Origin of the sequence: Plantactinospora sp. KLBMP9567, from assembly GCF_033446045.1 — a bacterium.
In the GTDB taxonomy this organism is placed as follows: domain Bacteria; phylum Actinomycetota; class Actinomycetes; order Mycobacteriales; family Micromonosporaceae; genus Plantactinospora.
In genome coordinates this window covers 41,876-56,415 of record NZ_JAWQRR010000044.1, presented here as the reverse complement: position 1 = coordinate 56,415, position 14,540 = coordinate 41,876, and the positions used below count along the sequence as shown (strand labels likewise).

15 protein-coding genes are annotated in these 14,540 nt (G+C 72.3%); 6 read left to right on the top strand and 9 right to left on the bottom strand.

Annotated elements, in window-relative coordinates:
- Positions 1-24 precede the first annotated feature (24 nt).
- From R6Y94_RS33330 to R6Y94_RS33320, 3 genes are all read right to left on the bottom strand, one after another.
- Entirely contained in the window at positions 25-1,548 is a 1,524-nt protein-coding gene (locus tag R6Y94_RS33330) for a hypothetical protein (RefSeq protein ID WP_318400122.1), read from the bottom strand.
- A gap of 211 nt (positions 1,549-1,759) precedes the next feature.
- Positions 1,760-2,926 carry a hypothetical protein gene (locus R6Y94_RS33325; protein WP_318400121.1) on the bottom strand — a complete coding sequence of 389 codons (1,167 nt, stop codon included), beginning with the start codon at positions 2,924-2,926 and terminating at the stop codon, positions 1,760-1,762.
- On the bottom strand, positions 2,923-3,798 hold the full coding sequence (locus R6Y94_RS33320) for a hypothetical protein (protein WP_318400119.1): 876 nt from the start codon (positions 3,796-3,798) through the stop codon (positions 2,923-2,925). Before R6Y94_RS33320 ends, R6Y94_RS33325 begins: the two co-directional genes overlap by 4 nt.
- 155 nt (positions 3,799-3,953) lie before the next feature.
- On the opposite strand from R6Y94_RS33320, the gene R6Y94_RS33315 reads away from it, so the two are divergent.
- The gene (locus R6Y94_RS33315) at positions 3,954-4,166 is read left to right on the top strand and encodes a hypothetical protein (protein WP_318400118.1); all 213 of its coding nucleotides are present in this window, start codon (positions 3,954-3,956) and stop codon (positions 4,164-4,166) included.
- Between the two features lie 91 nt (positions 4,167-4,257).
- On the opposite strand, the gene R6Y94_RS33310 is transcribed toward R6Y94_RS33315, so the two are convergent.
- The 3 genes from R6Y94_RS33310 to R6Y94_RS33300 all read right to left on the bottom strand — a co-directional run bounded on the left by R6Y94_RS33310 (position 4,258) and on the right by R6Y94_RS33300 (position 6,529).
- Positions 4,258-4,599 carry an MmcQ/YjbR family DNA-binding protein gene (locus tag R6Y94_RS33310; RefSeq protein ID WP_318400116.1) on the bottom strand — a complete coding sequence of 114 codons (342 nt, stop codon included), beginning with the start codon at positions 4,597-4,599 and terminating at the stop codon, positions 4,258-4,260.
- 79 nt (positions 4,600-4,678) lie between these two features.
- Positions 4,679-5,416, bottom strand: a complete 738-nt coding sequence (locus R6Y94_RS33305) for a sugar phosphate isomerase/epimerase (protein WP_318400339.1) — start codon at positions 5,414-5,416, stop codon at positions 4,679-4,681.
- Between the two features lie 147 nt (positions 5,417-5,563).
- Positions 5,564-6,529 carry a Ppx/GppA phosphatase family protein gene (locus R6Y94_RS33300; protein WP_318400115.1) on the bottom strand — a complete coding sequence of 322 codons (966 nt, stop codon included), beginning with the start codon at positions 6,527-6,529 and terminating at the stop codon, positions 5,564-5,566.
- Positions 6,530-6,609: 80 nt separating this feature from the next.
- Between R6Y94_RS33300 and R6Y94_RS33295 the strand changes: the two genes are divergently transcribed.
- Positions 6,610-7,509, top strand: a complete 900-nt coding sequence (locus tag R6Y94_RS33295) for a hypothetical protein (protein WP_318400338.1) — start codon at positions 6,610-6,612, stop codon at positions 7,507-7,509.
- 18 nt (positions 7,510-7,527) lie between these two features.
- On the opposite strand, the gene R6Y94_RS33290 is transcribed toward R6Y94_RS33295, so the two are convergent.
- Positions 7,528-8,211, bottom strand: a complete 684-nt coding sequence (locus R6Y94_RS33290; protein ID WP_101369394.1) for a response regulator — start codon at positions 8,209-8,211, stop codon at positions 7,528-7,530.
- A 33-nt stretch (positions 8,212-8,244) separates the two neighbouring features.
- Positions 8,245-9,528: a sensor histidine kinase gene (locus R6Y94_RS33285; protein ID WP_318400113.1), complete on the bottom strand. Its 1,284-nt coding sequence runs from the start codon at positions 9,526-9,528 to the stop codon at positions 8,245-8,247.
- A 219-nt stretch (positions 9,529-9,747) separates the two neighbouring features.
- Between R6Y94_RS33285 and phoU the strand changes: the two genes are divergently transcribed.
- On the top strand, positions 9,748-10,395 hold the full coding sequence (gene phoU / locus R6Y94_RS33280; RefSeq protein ID WP_318400111.1) for a phosphate signaling complex protein PhoU: 648 nt from the start codon (positions 9,748-9,750) through the stop codon (positions 10,393-10,395).
- Positions 10,396-10,455: 60 nt separating this feature from the next.
- Here the strand turns inward: phoU and R6Y94_RS33275 are convergent, their stop codons facing one another.
- Positions 10,456-11,223: a phosphoglyceromutase gene (locus R6Y94_RS33275; protein ID WP_318400337.1), complete on the bottom strand. Its 768-nt coding sequence runs from the start codon at positions 11,221-11,223 to the stop codon at positions 10,456-10,458.
- A gap of 187 nt (positions 11,224-11,410) precedes the next feature.
- Here R6Y94_RS33275 and R6Y94_RS33270 point away from each other — a divergent pair, with 187 nt between their 5' ends.
- From R6Y94_RS33270 to R6Y94_RS33260, 3 genes are all read left to right on the top strand, one after another.
- Positions 11,411-12,748, top strand: coding sequence for an MFS transporter (locus tag R6Y94_RS33270; protein WP_318400110.1), 1,338 nt, complete (start codon positions 11,411-11,413; stop codon positions 12,746-12,748).
- A gap of 69 nt (positions 12,749-12,817) precedes the next feature.
- Positions 12,818-13,342: a helix-turn-helix domain-containing protein gene (locus tag R6Y94_RS33265; protein ID WP_318400108.1), complete on the top strand. Its 525-nt coding sequence runs from the start codon at positions 12,818-12,820 to the stop codon at positions 13,340-13,342.
- A gap of 22 nt (positions 13,343-13,364) precedes the next feature.
- Positions 13,365-14,165, top strand: a complete 801-nt coding sequence (locus R6Y94_RS33260) for a M23 family metallopeptidase (RefSeq protein ID WP_318400107.1) — start codon at positions 13,365-13,367, stop codon at positions 14,163-14,165.
- The last annotated feature ends 375 nt before the right edge of the window (positions 14,166-14,540 follow it).

The window sequence follows — 14,540 nt, the reverse complement described above, 5'->3', positions numbered from 1 at the left end:
GCACGAACAGGCCAGGGGAAGAACTCACGACCACTCCTCCCGCGCGTCGTCAACACTCGGCTCGACCGGCTCCTCGTACGCCTGCGGCGGCCCGCCGTGCGTCCACGGCGTCTCCTCCCGGCTCGGGAACTCGCCCGGCGGCATGAACGAGTCCGACAGCGAGGTGTAGCAGAGCCGGTCCCCCAGCTCCGGCACGCTCCCCGGCGCCGGGGTCAGCGATCGCCCCAACCCGCCCGACAGCTCCAACACCACGTCCGTCCGGCCAGTCGACGGGTCCGGGGTCACGAACACCACCCGGGCCTTCTGCCCCGGCCGGCTCGGCGAGTGCAGCACCGCCCCCACCGTCACCTGCACCGGATCGGCGGTCGTCACCTGGATCCGGGGTCGCAGCACCCGCCGCTTCCCGCTGTCGTCGATCCGGTGCGGGTCCGTCAGCGTCACCTCACCCACGAACGCCTCCCCGGTCAGCCGGTAGTCGGCCATCACCAGCGGGTCGTCGTAGGCGCGCTGGACCGCGTACGACTGCAACGCCCGTTCCAGCCGGTGCAGCCGTTGCGCCGCGTTCACCGCCCCGTCCCGGCGCGGCTGCGGATAGCCGCCCCCGTCGACGTAGAGCGCGAAGTTGCTGAACACGTCCCGGTCCTCGGCCCAGCGCGCGGCCACCCGCGACCCGACCGGCAGTCCCCGGAGCAGCGAGACGCCCCGCCACATCAGCTCCCAGGTCGGCGTGAGCTGGGACCGCAAAGCTTCTTCGAGTACGCCCCGAGCCCGCGACCGCCGCACCTCGTCACCACTCGCCGCCGCCTCCTCGTACGCGGCCATCGCCGGCGCCAGGATCTCGTTGTCGAAGGTCGGATCCGTGGCCGGCCCGGCCGGCGGCCAGTGCAACGGATCCTCGGCCACCACCGCCGCTTCCGCCCCGCTGCGCCCATCCTCGGGGTCGATCCAGGCCAGTAGCGCCGCCAGATGCGCATCCTCCAACGCGGACTGCCCGGTCGCCCAGTGCAGCCCGAGCGCCTCGGTCATCGCCAGCAGCATCCCCGAGCCCGGATGTTCGGCCCGGTCCGCCAGGAAGGTCAGCCACTGCCCGAGTAGCGGTACCGACGGGTGCACCGGATAGTCCCCGTCGGTACGCCGGAACCGCGTCGACCGCCCGAACAACCGAACGAACCCGATCCCCGCCGAGTTCGGCACCAGCACCTGCGGCGCGTCCACGAACCGGTAGCGGATCTCCTTGCCCCGATTCACCGGGACCGGCTCCGCGACACCCCGGAAGCTGTCCAGATAGGGCAACAGCACCTCGGCCAGGTCGGCGGCGAAGCCGAACCGCTGGTCCCGGTTGCGCGGCTGCGGCACCACCAGCAGCCTCGGCACGGCCGGGTCGGTGCCGACCAGCGCACCCAGTGGCGCGTTCGCCTCGCCAGCCATGCTCAGCGGGATGAAGACCAGCGGCCGGTCCGCGACGTGCAGGTGACGTACCGTCGTGATCCGCTGCGCGTGCCCGGCCGCCACCGCCTCGGCCCGAGCCAGCGCGGTCAACGTGCTCACGCCACGGCCCCGGCACCCGTCACCGGCCCGGCAACCGCTGTCACCCGAGCGCCCGCCGCCGCCCGAGCGCCCGCCGCCGCCCGAGCGCCCGCGACCAGGCGGGTGCCCCGTTTGTGCACCCAGCTCGACAGTCTGCACCCGAGGATGTCCGACCCGGCGGGCCCGGGCAGCAACTCCAACCCGGCAGAGCCGGGCAACAGCGGCCGCAGCGTCATCCCGCCGCCCCGGCCGCCGCCAGTACCTCGGCGCGGAGCCGGGCGGCGTTCCGGAGCAGCGCCGCCGCCTCCTCCTGCTCCTCGGCCGGGGTCAGCTCGCCCTTCGCCAGCCCCAGCGCGGTCTCGACCCGTTCGATCCCGCCCAGCTCCTCCCGGGCCGAGGTGCCGAGCGCGGCGGTGCAGCCGCGCGCCTCGGCCCGGCAGAAGTAGGCCAGCTCGCAGACCGACAGGCAGTCCGGGGCGTACCGGGCGTCGACCGTCTGTAGCGCGTCGACCAGCGCCTCCGGGGCCCGGGTCGGCACCCCGTCGGCGTCCGGCGCCAGGTCGAAACTCAGGTTCGGCGGCAGGGCGGCCAGCATCGCGTCGACCTTCGTCATCCGGCCGAGCTGCCGTCGCAGCACGGCCAACTGCTTGCGTACGTCGACCAGCACCGCCGTGGGCTGGTTGGAGAAGTCGCGCGGGCAGACCAGTACCACATCGTGCGCCACGATCTCCGGGTCGTGCCCGGCCTCGGCCAGCATCTGGCGCATCGCCAGCACGTAGACGGCGGACTGGATCGCCGCCGACGACACCTTGCCCGGGTCGGCCTGCCCGTCCAGCACCGCGAACGACTTGATCTCGACGACGTGAAACCGGCCCTCGTGCTGGAACGCGATCAGGTCCGGTTCGAGATAGACCCGCTGGCCTGCCACGTCGAGCCCGAGCAGCGGATGGTCGAAGAGCGTGCCGGCGTCGGAGTCCCCGGCGGCGGCCCGCAGCAACAGCGCGCGGGAACGGGCGTACCGGACCTCGGGGGTTTCCTTCTCCCGCCCGGTCACCGTCTCCAGGTCGTCGTACGCCACCTCGGGGATCGGCAGCCCGAGCCGTTCCCGGAGCAGTTTCACCAACTCGGCGGCGCCGCTCGCCTTCACCTGCGCCTCGAACGCGTTGCCCCGGGCAATGGCGAACCCGGACTGCCCGAACCGGGCCGGAAAGTCGATGTACGCCGCCAGCCGCTGCTTGTCCACCCCGGCCGTGTCGAGTACGGCCCGCCGGGCACACCCGGGATTGCGGGTCAGCGCGGCGATCGTCCGGGCGTTGTGCCGCTTCGGTTTGACCCCGCCCCGGATCGCGGCCAGCCGCTCGGCGGTGCTCCTGCTGGTCCCCATGCTGATGCTCGTCATGCCGTCTTCCCCTGGAGCGTCCGCAACGTACTGCCGAAGAGTTGTTGCACGTCGTCGAGCTGCCGGCGGGCCCGATCGGCCGCCGCCGCCCGCTGGGTCCGGTCGGCGTCGGCGTGTACCGCGCGTTCGGCCTCGGCCGCCCGGATCACCGTCTGCGGATCCACTGTGTCATGTCGATCAAACATGCCGGGCGAACCGGTCGCCCCCGGGATGTTCGTGGCGAACCGCCACAGCAGCCGGGTGACCGGGACGTTGCCGTCCGGGACCGTGCCGGCGCGCTGCGCGACCCGGACCGCCGCGGTCAGGAAGTCGACCCGGGGACTGAGCGGGCCGACGATCCGCCGCTCCAGCGACCAGGTCGAGACCGCGATCAGGCCGCGGGCCGGCGCCAGGTGTGCGGCGGTCAGCGCGGCGCAGAGATGGTACGGCCGGGCGTACGGTGCCGTCTCGAACGACCGCTTCTCGTCCCGCCGCAGGTGGGTGAGCCGGTTCGCCGCCAAGCCGGTGCCCGGCGCCCCGAAGAACGCCGCGTGCACCTCGGCGATCAGCTTCGGCGCGGCCGGTACGGAGAGCAGGGTAAGCGCGTGGTGCACCTGCTCGCGTACCGGCACCAGGGAGCTGGACGACATCGGCGACCCGGATCGGATCGGCGGGAGTACTCCCGGCACCCCCACCCCGGGGACCGCCTCGGCGGGCTCGCCGCCCGTCTCCTCGGCAAGGTCGGTGATGGCCTGCTCCCAGGCGCGTTCGGCGGCCCGCAGCTCGGCCCGCAGTCCCCGGGTCCGGGCGGTGTCCCGGGCCGCCACCGCGCGCCGGATCTCGGCCCGCAGGGCGTCGATCCGGCGTTCGAGCAGATCCACCGGCTCCGGCACGACCGCAGAGTACGAGTTCCACTCTTTTCCAGCAATCACCAGCAACCCGACACGCCGGTGAGGCCGGCGGCGGCGGACGGCACAGCGCGCGGAAACCCGGCCGCACCCGGGGTCGCCGCGCTCCGCTACGCTGCGGAACCGGGCGCAGAGCCGCGATGATCCTGGTGTCGGCGACCCTGCTGGGCAGCGGCCTGGCCGGCTGGACGACCCGGAGCTGCTGGACGGCGTACGCCCCGACACCCTCCCCCGAGTCCTTCAAGCTGACCCTGCGCGACCGCGACGCCTTCGACCGCACCGTCGCCGGTCCGCTGCTCACCGAACTGCGTGAGATGCCCGGCGTCGACAACGTGGTCTATTCCAAGGGATAGTCCGGGCCGCCGCCGCCACCGCCGGCCCCCACGGGGCACCGGCCCGGCCACACCGGTGCTGCCGCCGGAGATGAGGGACTGACCGCGCCGGTCAGCCGCCCAGCCGCTGCCGGGCCAGGAACTTGGGCACCACCATCCGCCACGCCTCGGTGACCAGCTCGGTCATCTGGTCGTGGTCGAGCCGGTCCAGGTGGCAGCAGACCCAGTTGAACCGCAGGTCGGACTCGCCGGGCAGGAAGAACAGCTCCGGGTCGCTGGCGACCAGGGCGTCGCGTTCCTCCTTGGGGAAGCCGAAACCCATCGTCGTCTCGTCCCGGGAGAAGGCGACGTAGACGATCGCGCCGACCCGGAACTTCACCCGGTCACGGATCAGGTGCTCGCTGCTGCGCGGCAGCGTCCGGGCCAGCGCCCGTACCTCGGCTACGGTCACCATTCGACGATGGTATTGACCGGCACCGACAATCCCGCCGGTCAATACGGCGTCGCGTACCGGCCCCGGTGCCGGCTGTCGGTCAGCGGGCGTCGACCGGGGTCGGCGCGGCCAGGTGCTGGCGGGCGAACTCCAGCGCCGCCCGCAGGTCGCCCTCCCGGTCGGCGCGGCTGCGGGCCCGCCGGGTGGAGACCTCCACCGCGACCGAGCCGGTGAAGCCACGCCCGGCGAGCGAGGTCAGCAGTTCGGCGCAGGGCTGGGTGCCCCGGCCGGGCACCAGGTGCTCGTCCCGACCCTCGCCGGTGCCGTCTCCGAGGTGTACGTGCGCCAGCCCGGCCCCCATCTTGTCGGCCATCTCCAGCGCGTCGCTGTGCGAGGCGGCACAGTGTGACAGGTCCAGGGTGTAGGCGGGGTAACCGGTGTCGGTCGGGTTCCACCCCGGCATGTAGGGGACGAACTCCCGGCCGGCCATCCGGACCGGGTACATGTTCTCCACCGCGAACCGGATCCCCGGGTGTTCGTCGCCGAGCTTGCCCAGCCCGTCGACGAACGAGCGGGCGTAATCCCGCTGCCAGGTGAAGGGCGGGTGCACCACCACGGTCGACGCTTCCAGGGTCTCGGCCAGCACCGCCGAGCGACGCAGCCGCTCCCACGGGTCGGGACTCCAGACCCGCTGGGTGACCAGCAGGCAGGGCGAGTGCACCGAGAGCACCGGTACCCCGTAGTGCCGGGCCAGGCCGTGCAGTGCTCCGGCGTCCTGGCTCACCGCGTCGGTCCAGACCATCACCTCGACGCCGTCGTAGCCGAGCGCCGCCGCCATCTCGAAGGCGGCCGCGGTCGGCTCGGGGAAGACCGAGGAACTGGACAGCAGTACGCGGGTGGTCACGGTCTCAGGGTAGCCCGACCCGGCGAACCACACCCGGTCGCGCACCGGCCACAAGGCCCCAGCGAGGGACAAACTCGCAGGTCAGACCGGCTCTCGTGGGCCCTGCGCCGGCTCCAGTAGGTCGAGCCGGCGCAGGATCACACCCTCCCGGAGCGCCCACGGGCAGACGTCCAGGTTCTCCACCCCGAGCCGGCGCATCGCCGCCTCGGCCACGATCGCCCCGGCCAGCAACTGGTGTGCCCGACGGGCGCTGACCCCTTCGAGCTCGGAGAGTTTGCTCGGCGGAATGTGCCGGATGAACCCGATCACCTGCCGCAGCCCCGTCTGGGAGAGGCTGCGCGGCGCCCAGAGCCCGTCCGACGACGGCGCCGCCCCGGCGAGCCGGGCCAGGGTCCGGAACGTCTTGCTGGTGGCGGCGACCCGGTCCCAGCCAACCTCGACGGTGTCGTCGACCACGGTCTCCAGCATCTCCTCGACGTACGCCTCCAGCTTGGCCACCGCCGCCGACGACGGGGTGTGGTTGCTGTCCGGCCCCACGTCCAGCCACTCCCGGGTGAGCCGGCCGGCACCGAGCGGCAGTGAGTGGGCGAACTCGGGTTCCTCGTCGATCCCGGCCGCCAGCTCCAGCGAACCGCCGCCGATGTCCAGCACCAGCAGCCGACCGGCGGACCAACCGAACCACCGGCGTACGGCGAGGAAGGTCATCCGGGCCTCGTCGGCACCGGAGAGCACCTGGAGGAGTACCCCGGTCTCGGTACGGACCCGGGTCAGCACCTCCGGCGCGTTGGTGGCGTCCCGGACCGCGGAGGTCGCGAAGGCCAGCAGGTCGTCGGCGGTCAGCCGGGCCGCGGCCATCTTCGCCTCGTTCACCGCCGCGACCAGCGCGTCCGCCCCGGCGACCGTCAACTCCCCGTCCCGGCCGATCTGCTCGGCGAGCCGGATCACCGCCTTCTCGGAGTGCGCCGGCCACGGATGGGCGCCGTGGTGCGCGTCCACGACCAGAAGGTGCACGGTGTTGGAACCGACATCAAGCACGCCGAGTCGCATGGGAAAGACACTAGACGCAGGTCGCGGGCGGATAGCGGGCGTAGGCTGACCGGGTGGCAGCAGCACGTAACCAGCTCCGGATCCTGGTGGACGACCCCGCCGACCCCCGCAGCCGGGAGGTCCCGCTCGACTTTCCCCGGGAGTGGCTCGAATTCGCCGACCCGGCCGACCCCGAGCACCTGGTCCGGGCCGACCTGACCTGGCTGCTCTCCCGGTGGACCTGCGTCTTCGGCCAGGCCTGCCACGGCATCATCGCCGGCCGGGCCGCCGACGGCTGCTGCTCGCACGGCGCGTTCTTCACCGACGCCGACGACGAGAAGCGGGTCCGGTCGGCGGTCAAGCGGCTCACCCCGCAGACGTGGCAGCACTACCGGCGGGGCTTCAAGAACTACACCGAGATGGACTCGGTGGACGGCGAGACCCCGGCCCGGCGTACGGCGACCCGGAGCGAGGAGGCGCCGTGCGTCTTCCTCAACGACGCCGACTTTCCCGGCGGGGGCGGCTGCGCGTTGCACGCCCAGGCACTGCGCGACGGCGTACACCCGCTGGAATACAAGCCGGACGTCTGCTGGCAGCTACCGGTACGCCGGGACCAGGACTGGGTCAAGCGGCCGGACGGGACGAAGGTGCTGGTCTCGACGCTGGGCGAGTTCGACCGGCGCGGCTGGGGCGCGGGCGGGCACGACCTCGACTGGTGGTGCACCTCGTCGCCTGAGGCGCACGTCGGCACCGAGCCGATGTACCTGTCGTACGAGCCGGAGCTGACCGCGCTGATCGGCAAGCCGGCGTACGCGAAACTGGCCGAGCTGTGCGCGGAGCGGGAGCGGCGCGGCCTGGTGGCGACGCATCCGGCGACCGCCGGGGCCGACCCGGTGCTGGACCGTCCCGAGGAGGGTGGCCGGGAGCCGGCCAGCCCGAAGGCCGCCAGCGCCGGCCGGCGGCCGGCACCGCAGCGGAGGCCGCGCGGCACGTCCCGCTGACCGGGCGAACGCCCCGGCCTACGGCTCGAACTTGTAGCCCAGGCCCCGGACGGTGACGATGAAGCGCGGTGCGGACGGCTCCGGCTCGACCTTCGAGCGCAACCGCTTCACGTGTACGTCGAGGGTCTTGGTGTCGCCGACGTAGTCCGCGCCCCAGACCCGGTCGATCAACTGCCCCCGGGTGAGCACCCGCCCGGCGTTGCGGAGCAGCAGCTCCAGCAGCTCGAACTCCTTCAGCGGAAGCTGCACCGGGGAGCCGTCGACGGTGACCACGTGCCGTTCGATGTCCATCCGGACCGGGCCGGCGGTCAGCGTCGGGGTGCCCGGCTCGACCGTCTCGTTGCCACGCCGCCGCAGTACCGCCCGGACCCGGGCGACCAGCTCGCGCGGCGAGTACGGCTTGGTCACGTAGTCGTCGGCGCCGATCTCCAGCCCGACCACCTTGTCGATCTCGCTGTCCCGGGCGGTGACCATGATGATCGGCACCTGGGAACGTTGCCGGAGCTGCCGGCACACCTCGGTACCGGACATCTCCGGCAGCATCAGGTCGAGCAGCACGATGTCCGCGCCGGTGCGGTCGAACTCGGTCAGCGCCGCGGTACCGGTCGCCGCGGCCGAGACCTCGAATCCTTCCTTGCGCAGCAGGTAGGAGAGGGCGTCGGAAAACGACTCCTCATCCTCGACCACGAGTACGCGGGCCACGGACTTTCCTCTCTGGTGTCGGTCCGCTCGGAACTATCCGAACGAACCGGTCTCGATCTCAACTGACGGGGCTGGCGGTAGGAAGGCGTCCGGCGGACGCGCGGGAAGCCGGAGGGTGAACGTCGAGCCACCACCAAGAGTGCTGGACACCTCGACCCGGCCGCCATGGTTGGTGGCGATGTGTTTGACGATCGCCAGGCCGAGCCCGGTCCCGCCGGTCTGCCGTGACCGGGCCTGGTCGGCCCGGTAGAAGCGCTCGAAGATCCGGCCCACGTCGTCCGGGGCGATCCCGATGCCCTGGTCGGTGACGGCGATCTCGATGTGTTCGCCGGTGCTCTTGATCGCCACCGTCACCTGCGTCCGCTCCGCGGAGTACGCGATCGCGTTCTCCACCAGGTTGCTGACCGCGGTGGCGATCTGGCTGTCGCTGCCGTAGACGGTCAGGTCCCGTTCGCCCTCGACCACGACGGTGATCTCCCGGGCGGTGGCGGCGGTACGGGTCCGGTCGACCACCTCGGCGGTGACCCAGTCCAGCGCGACCGGCTCCGGCGCGGGCAGCGGCTCCGCGCCCTGCAGCCGGGTGAGTTCGAGCAGCTCGTTGACGAGCTTGCCGAGCCGGGTGGACTCGTGCTGGATCCGCTCGGCGAACCGGCGGGCGGCCGCCATGTCCTCGGAGGGGTCCAGAGTCCCGTTTCCGGTGGTCTGGTCGGTGGCGTCCAGCAGCGCCTCGGCGAGCAGTTGCAGCGCACCGATCGGGGTCTTCAGCTCGTGGCTGACGTTGGCGACGAAGTCCCGGCGGACCCGGGCGACCCGGTGCGACTCGGTCACGTCGGCCGCCTCAACCGCGATGTAACCGGAGCCCAGGCCCATCGCCCGCAGGTGCACGCCGAGCGGGTCGGACATGCCGCCCTCGCGGCCCCGGGGCAGGTCCAGCTCGACCTCGCGGCGCACTCCGGTGCGCCGCACCTGGCCGGCCAGGGTACGGATGATCGGGTGCGCGGCGACCGTGCCGGGGGTGGCGCCGACCCGGAGCAGTCCCATCGCCCGGGCGGCCGGGTTCACCAGGACCGGAACGTCGTGGGCGTCGAGGACGACCACCCCGACCCGGAGCGAGTCGAGGCTCTTGCGGCCGAGTCCCGGCAGCCCGCCGGCCTGCTCGTCAGTGCCTATCGCCGGCCTCCTGTTGCTGCGTGTCCCGCCTCGTCCGGTCGCGGTGCGCCCGGCCGAGAACCATCCGGCGACCCGGTGGCGGAGCGGACCGAGGGACAGGCCGAGGCCGAGCCCGACGAGCACGCCCGCGACCACCCCCCATTCCACGCGGCGATCGTAGGGTCATCGTTAACCTATCGACCAGGCAAAATTGGGCGAATCACGCGCGCATCCGAGAATGTTCACCCGCCGGCCCAGTGCCGTTCACCGATGTTCACCCCGGCGCCGCCGGATCCCCCTACCGTGGTCCGGACCGACACCTGTAGCACCGTCCGTGCGCGAACCCGCCACGGTCGGCGAAACCGCCACTCCCCGCAGGACGTGATCATGCGCGACGAATTCCGGATCGACCTGAACATCGTGAGCCAGCTGCTGGTGGACATGGCCGAGGCGATCCGGGCCGCCATGCGCCAGGCCACCCGGGCGCTGCTCACCGCCGACCGGTCGGCCGCCGAGACCGTGATCGAACGGGACGCGGAGATCGACTCCCTCTACCGGCAGGTCGAGGAGCGGGTCTGCGACCTGCTGGCCCGGCAGGCGCCGGTCGCCTCCGACCTGCGCGCCCTGATCACCGCCCTGCACGTCGCCGCCGACCTGGAGCGGATGGGCGACCTCGCCGACCACGTGGCCAAGACGGCCGTACGCCGGCACCCGTCGCCCGCCGTACCGGCCGAACTGCGCCCGGTCTTCACCGAGATGGCCGGGGTGGCGGACCGGATCGCCGACAAGATCGCGAACGTACTCTCCAAGCCTGACGCCGATCTCGCCGCCGAGCTGGACTCCGACGACGACGCCATGGACGACCTGCACCGGCAGCTCTTCGCGGTGCTGCTCGCCGACGACTGGCCGTACGGGGTGGAGACCGCCATCGACGCGACCCTGCTCGGCCGCTTCTACGAGCGGTACGCCGACCACGCGGTGAACGCCGGCCGCCGGGTCGTCTACCTGGTCACCGGCGAGCCCGTCACCGACTGAACCCGAACACGTCGAACGCCCCTTCCCTGGGCCGGGAAGGGGCGTTCGGCGTCGTGCGGCTCAGCGGCCCTGGTTGGCGACCGCGGCGGCGGCTTCCTTGGCCGCCTCGGGGTCGAGGTACGCCCCGCCGGTCACCAGCGGGCGCATCGACCGGTCGAGGTCGTAGCGCAGCGGGATCCCGGTCGGGATGTTGAGCTTGGCGATCGCCTCGTCGGAGATGTCGTCCAGGTGCTTGACCAGCGCCCGCAGCGAGTTGCCGTGCGCGGCGACCAGCACGGTGCGACCGGCCAGGATGTCCGGGACGATCGAGTCGAACCAGTACGGCAGCATCCGGTCGACGACGTCCTTCAGGCACTCCGTCTTCGGCATCAGCTCGGGCGGGAGCAGGGCGTAGCGCGGGTCGCCGGCCTGGGACCACTCGTCGCCGTCGGCGATCGGCGGCGGCGGGGTGTCGTACGACCGGCGCCAGAGCATGAACTGCTCCTCGCCGTACTCGGCCAGGGTCTGCTTCTTGTCCTTGCCCTGGAGCGCGCCGTAGTGCCGCTCGTTGAGCCGCCAGGAGCGGCGTACCGCGATCCAGTGCCGGTCGGCGGCGTTCAGCGCCAGCTCGGCGGTGCGGATCGCCCGGCGGAGCACGCTGGTGTGCAGCACGTCGGGCAGCAGGTTGTGCGCGCGCAGCAGCTCGCCGCCGCGCCGGGCCTCGCTCTCACCCTTGGCCGTGAGGTCCACGTCGACCCAGCCGGTGAAGAGGTTCTTGGCGTTCCAGTCGCTCTCGCCGTGCCGGAGCAGCACCAACGTGCCCACCGCGGCGCCCTCGCCTGCCACCACGGTTTCCTCCGGCCGATCACTCGTGCTCGCAGTCATGCAACTCATCCTGCCGGACCCGCCCGACCGCCATGCGGCGACCCGGGGTGACGACCGACACGTGGAAAACGGGATGACCAGGCCGGACCCGCCGCACTAGCTTCGTAAGGCGTTTAACGATGAGCGGTCATTACAAGTACGGGGGCGGCGGATGCGGGCGGTCGGGAAGTGGTTCCAGGACACCACCGGCGGTCTACCCCGGACCTTCTGGTACCTCTGGGCCGGCACACTGATCAACCGGCTCGGCTCCTTCGTCCTCGTCTTCCTGGCCATCTACCTGACCACCGAGCGGGGCTTCTCCGAGTTCCAGGCCGGGATCGTGCTCGGCCTCTGGGGCGCCGGCGGCGCGGTCGGCACCCTCACCGGCGGGATCCTGGCCGACCGGTGGGGCCGGCGGCCCACCCTGCTCACCGCGCACCTCGGCGCGGCGGCGATGATGCTGGCGCTCGGCTTCGCCCGGGACCTCTGGCTGGTCGGGCTCGGGGCGCTGCTGCTCGGGATGTTCGCCGAGGCGGCCCGGCCGGCCTTCGGCGCGATGATGGTCGACGTCGTGCCGGAACGGGACCGGCTGCGCGCCTTCACCCTGAACTACTGGGCGATCAACCTCGGCTTCGCCTCCGCCGCGATCCTGGCCGGGCTGGCCGCCGAGGCGAGCTACCTGCTGCTCTTCGTGGTCGACGCGGCGACCACGGTCGCCACCGCACTGATCATCTTTATGAGGGTGGGCGAGACCCGCCGGGTCCGTGCCGCGCCGGCGACCGGCCTGGCCGCCCCGCACCGGGGCGGGCTGGGCAGCGCGCTGCGCGACCGGGTCTTCGTCGGTTTCGTGGCGCTGAACATCCTGCTGGCGCTGGTCTTCATGCAGCACATCTCGATGCTGCCGATCGCGATGGGCCAGGACGGGCTGTCGCCGTCGACGTACGGGTCGGTGATCGCGGTCAACGGGGTGCTGATCGTCGCCGGGCAGCTCTTCGTACCGCGACTGATCCGGGGGCGGGGCCGCTCGCGGGTACTGGCGCTGGCCGCGTTGATCGTCGGGGTCGGCTTCGGGCTGACCGCGTTCGCGGACGCAGCCTGGTTCTACGTGCTCACCGTGCTGATCTGGACCCTCGGCGAGATGCTCAACTCGCCCTCCAACTCGACGCTGATCGCCGAGCTGTCCCCGGCGGCGTTGCGCGGTCGCTACCAGGGACTCTTCTCGCTCTCCTGGTCGGTGGCGACGTTCGCCGCCCCGGTCGCCGGGGGCTTCGTGCGGGAGCAGTTCGGCAACGCGGCACTCTGGCTGGGCTGCGCGGCGCTCGGCGGCGTGGTCGCGGTGGCCCACCTGCTCTCCGGGCCGGCCCGGGAACGGCGGGTCCGGGCACTGCGTACGGCCGAGATCGGCGCGGCGGGGCTGGCGGCCGGGACGACGGAACCGGAGCCCGGTGGGGCGGGGGTGCCAGCCGGTGGGGCGGGCTCGACCCGGCGGTCGGCTGCGGCCCCCGCCTGAGCTGCGGACATTCCTCGGCGGCAGGCGCGGACTGGCAGGGAGTTACGTAATTACGTAAACTTCGAGCTCATGACGTTGGAGGAGCGGGTTGCCGAGTTGGAACGCCGGCTGGCAACCCTGGAGGAGCGGGCGGACACCCCGGCGGCCCCGCCGCAGCCACCGCCGGGCGAGGGCGACTTCTGGGCCCTGGACGGCCTGAAGGCGCGGCTCGCCGCGCTCGGCGCCGAGCAGGGCGGCGTGCTCTACACCGGCTCGGTCCGGTTACCCAGCCACGAGCGCTACGACTGGCAGTACGGCCTGCCGACCGAGGCCCTGCTCGACGGCGAGGCGGGCGACTGGAGCGACGTGGCGGACTCCTTCGCCGCACTCGGCCACCCGGTCCGGTTGCGACTGCTCCGCGAGATCCTCGCCGGCCGGCGTACGGTCGCCGAGCTCACCGCACTCGACGGCCTGGGCACCACCGGACAGGCCTACCACCACCTGCGGCAACTGGCCGCGGCCGGCTGGCTGCACAGCCCCGGCCGGGGGCGCTACGAGGTGCCCGCCGGGCGTGTCGTACCGCTGCTGGTGGCGGTGGCGATCGCCCGGGCCTGACCTCGCCCGAGAGGAGATTTCCATGCTCAAGGCATTGATGATCCTGCACCGCTGCTGCTGGCTCGGGTTCCTGGCGATCCTGGTGGCCGGCTTCTTCGTCGACTTCACGTCGCTGTGGGGCTGGCTGGCGATCGTCCTCGCCATCGCCCTACGAGTGGTGCTGGGTCGGATGCTCGCCAGGGGACCGGACGCCGGACCGCCGATCGAGGTCGATCCACCGGTCCTCGGCCGCTGGTCGGCGCTGAACAGCCCGGCCAGCAAGGTACCCAGCCACGGCGTACGCGCCTACGGCCAGGCGTACGCGATCGACCTGGTCGCGGAGCCGGTGGACCGGCCGCGCCCGGGCTTCGGCTGGTGGCCGCCGGCCCGGCGCAACCGGGACTTCCCGGCCTTCGGGGCACCGTTGCTGGCGGTCGCCGACGGCACCGTCGTCCGGGCCGTCGACCGCAACCGCGACCACCTCAGCCGCAACTCGTACCCGGCCCTGCTCTACCTGGTCTTCGAGGGGCTGGTCCGGGAGATCGTCGGCCCCGGCCAGATCCTCGGCAACCACCTGATCCTGGACCTCGGCGACGGCCGGTACGCCGCGTACGCGCACCTGCGCCGGGGTTCGCTGCTCGTCCGGCCGGGAGACCGGGTCCGAACCGGTCAGGCGGTGGCGGAGTGCGGGAATTCCGGCAACTCCTCCGAACCACATGTCCACTTCCAATTGATGGACAATCCGGATCCGGACGTCGCCCGGGGAATTCCGTTCACCTGGCGGGGAATCGGCGTACCGGCCAACGGAGAGGTCTTCTCGGTCGAGGCCGCGACGACGCGGTAGCGGGAAGGGATTTCGCTGCCGGCTGGATCGCGTGCGGCCGGGTTCGCCGTCGGGGAGGCATTCGCTGCCGGCTGGATCGCGTGTGGCCGGGAGGGTTCGCCGTCAAGGAGGTGCGGAGCGGCTCGGCCCGCCGGCACGCCCGCCGGGATGGACCGGCGGCGGCGGGCGACGTTCACCCCCGTAAACGTCGCCCGCACACACCGCCGGTTACAGGTGGCGGCGCCGTCCCCCAACGGCTTCACTGCCACCCGTCCCCCAGCGCCAGTGCCCGGTGCACAGATCTGCGCGATCTGCCGTTCCCCCGAACGCTTCCGAGCGTGGCGCGTGCAATAACGTTAGTTGTCGCCGGATGACCGACACAAGCGGGTAACTCTG

Excerpts from the sequence above, each read along its gene's own strand:
- phoU (WP_318400111.1), top strand. The coding sequence starts at position 9,748 with ATGCGCGACGAATTCCGGATCGACCTGAACATCGTGAGCCAGCTGCTG.
- R6Y94_RS33270 (WP_318400110.1), top strand. The coding sequence starts at position 11,411 with ATGCGGGCGGTCGGGAAGTGGTTCCAGGACACCACCGGCGGTCTACCC.
- R6Y94_RS33325 (WP_318400121.1), bottom strand. The coding sequence starts at position 2,926 with ATGACGAGCATCAGCATGGGGACCAGCAGGAGCACCGCCGAGCGGCTG.
- R6Y94_RS33310 (WP_318400116.1), bottom strand. The coding sequence starts at position 4,599 with ATGGTGACCGTAGCCGAGGTACGGGCGCTGGCCCGGACGCTGCCGCGC.
- R6Y94_RS33265 (WP_318400108.1), top strand. The coding sequence starts at position 12,818 with ATGACGTTGGAGGAGCGGGTTGCCGAGTTGGAACGCCGGCTGGCAACC.
- R6Y94_RS33260 (WP_318400107.1), top strand. The coding sequence starts at position 13,365 with ATGCTCAAGGCATTGATGATCCTGCACCGCTGCTGCTGGCTCGGGTTC.
- R6Y94_RS33300 (WP_318400115.1), bottom strand. The coding sequence starts at position 6,529 with ATGCGACTCGGCGTGCTTGATGTCGGTTCCAACACCGTGCACCTTCTG.
- R6Y94_RS33315 (WP_318400118.1), top strand. The coding sequence starts at position 3,954 with ATGATCCTGGTGTCGGCGACCCTGCTGGGCAGCGGCCTGGCCGGCTGG.
- R6Y94_RS33305 (WP_318400339.1), bottom strand. The coding sequence starts at position 5,416 with ATGGCGGCGGCGCTCGGCTACGACGGCGTCGAGGTGATGGTCTGGACC.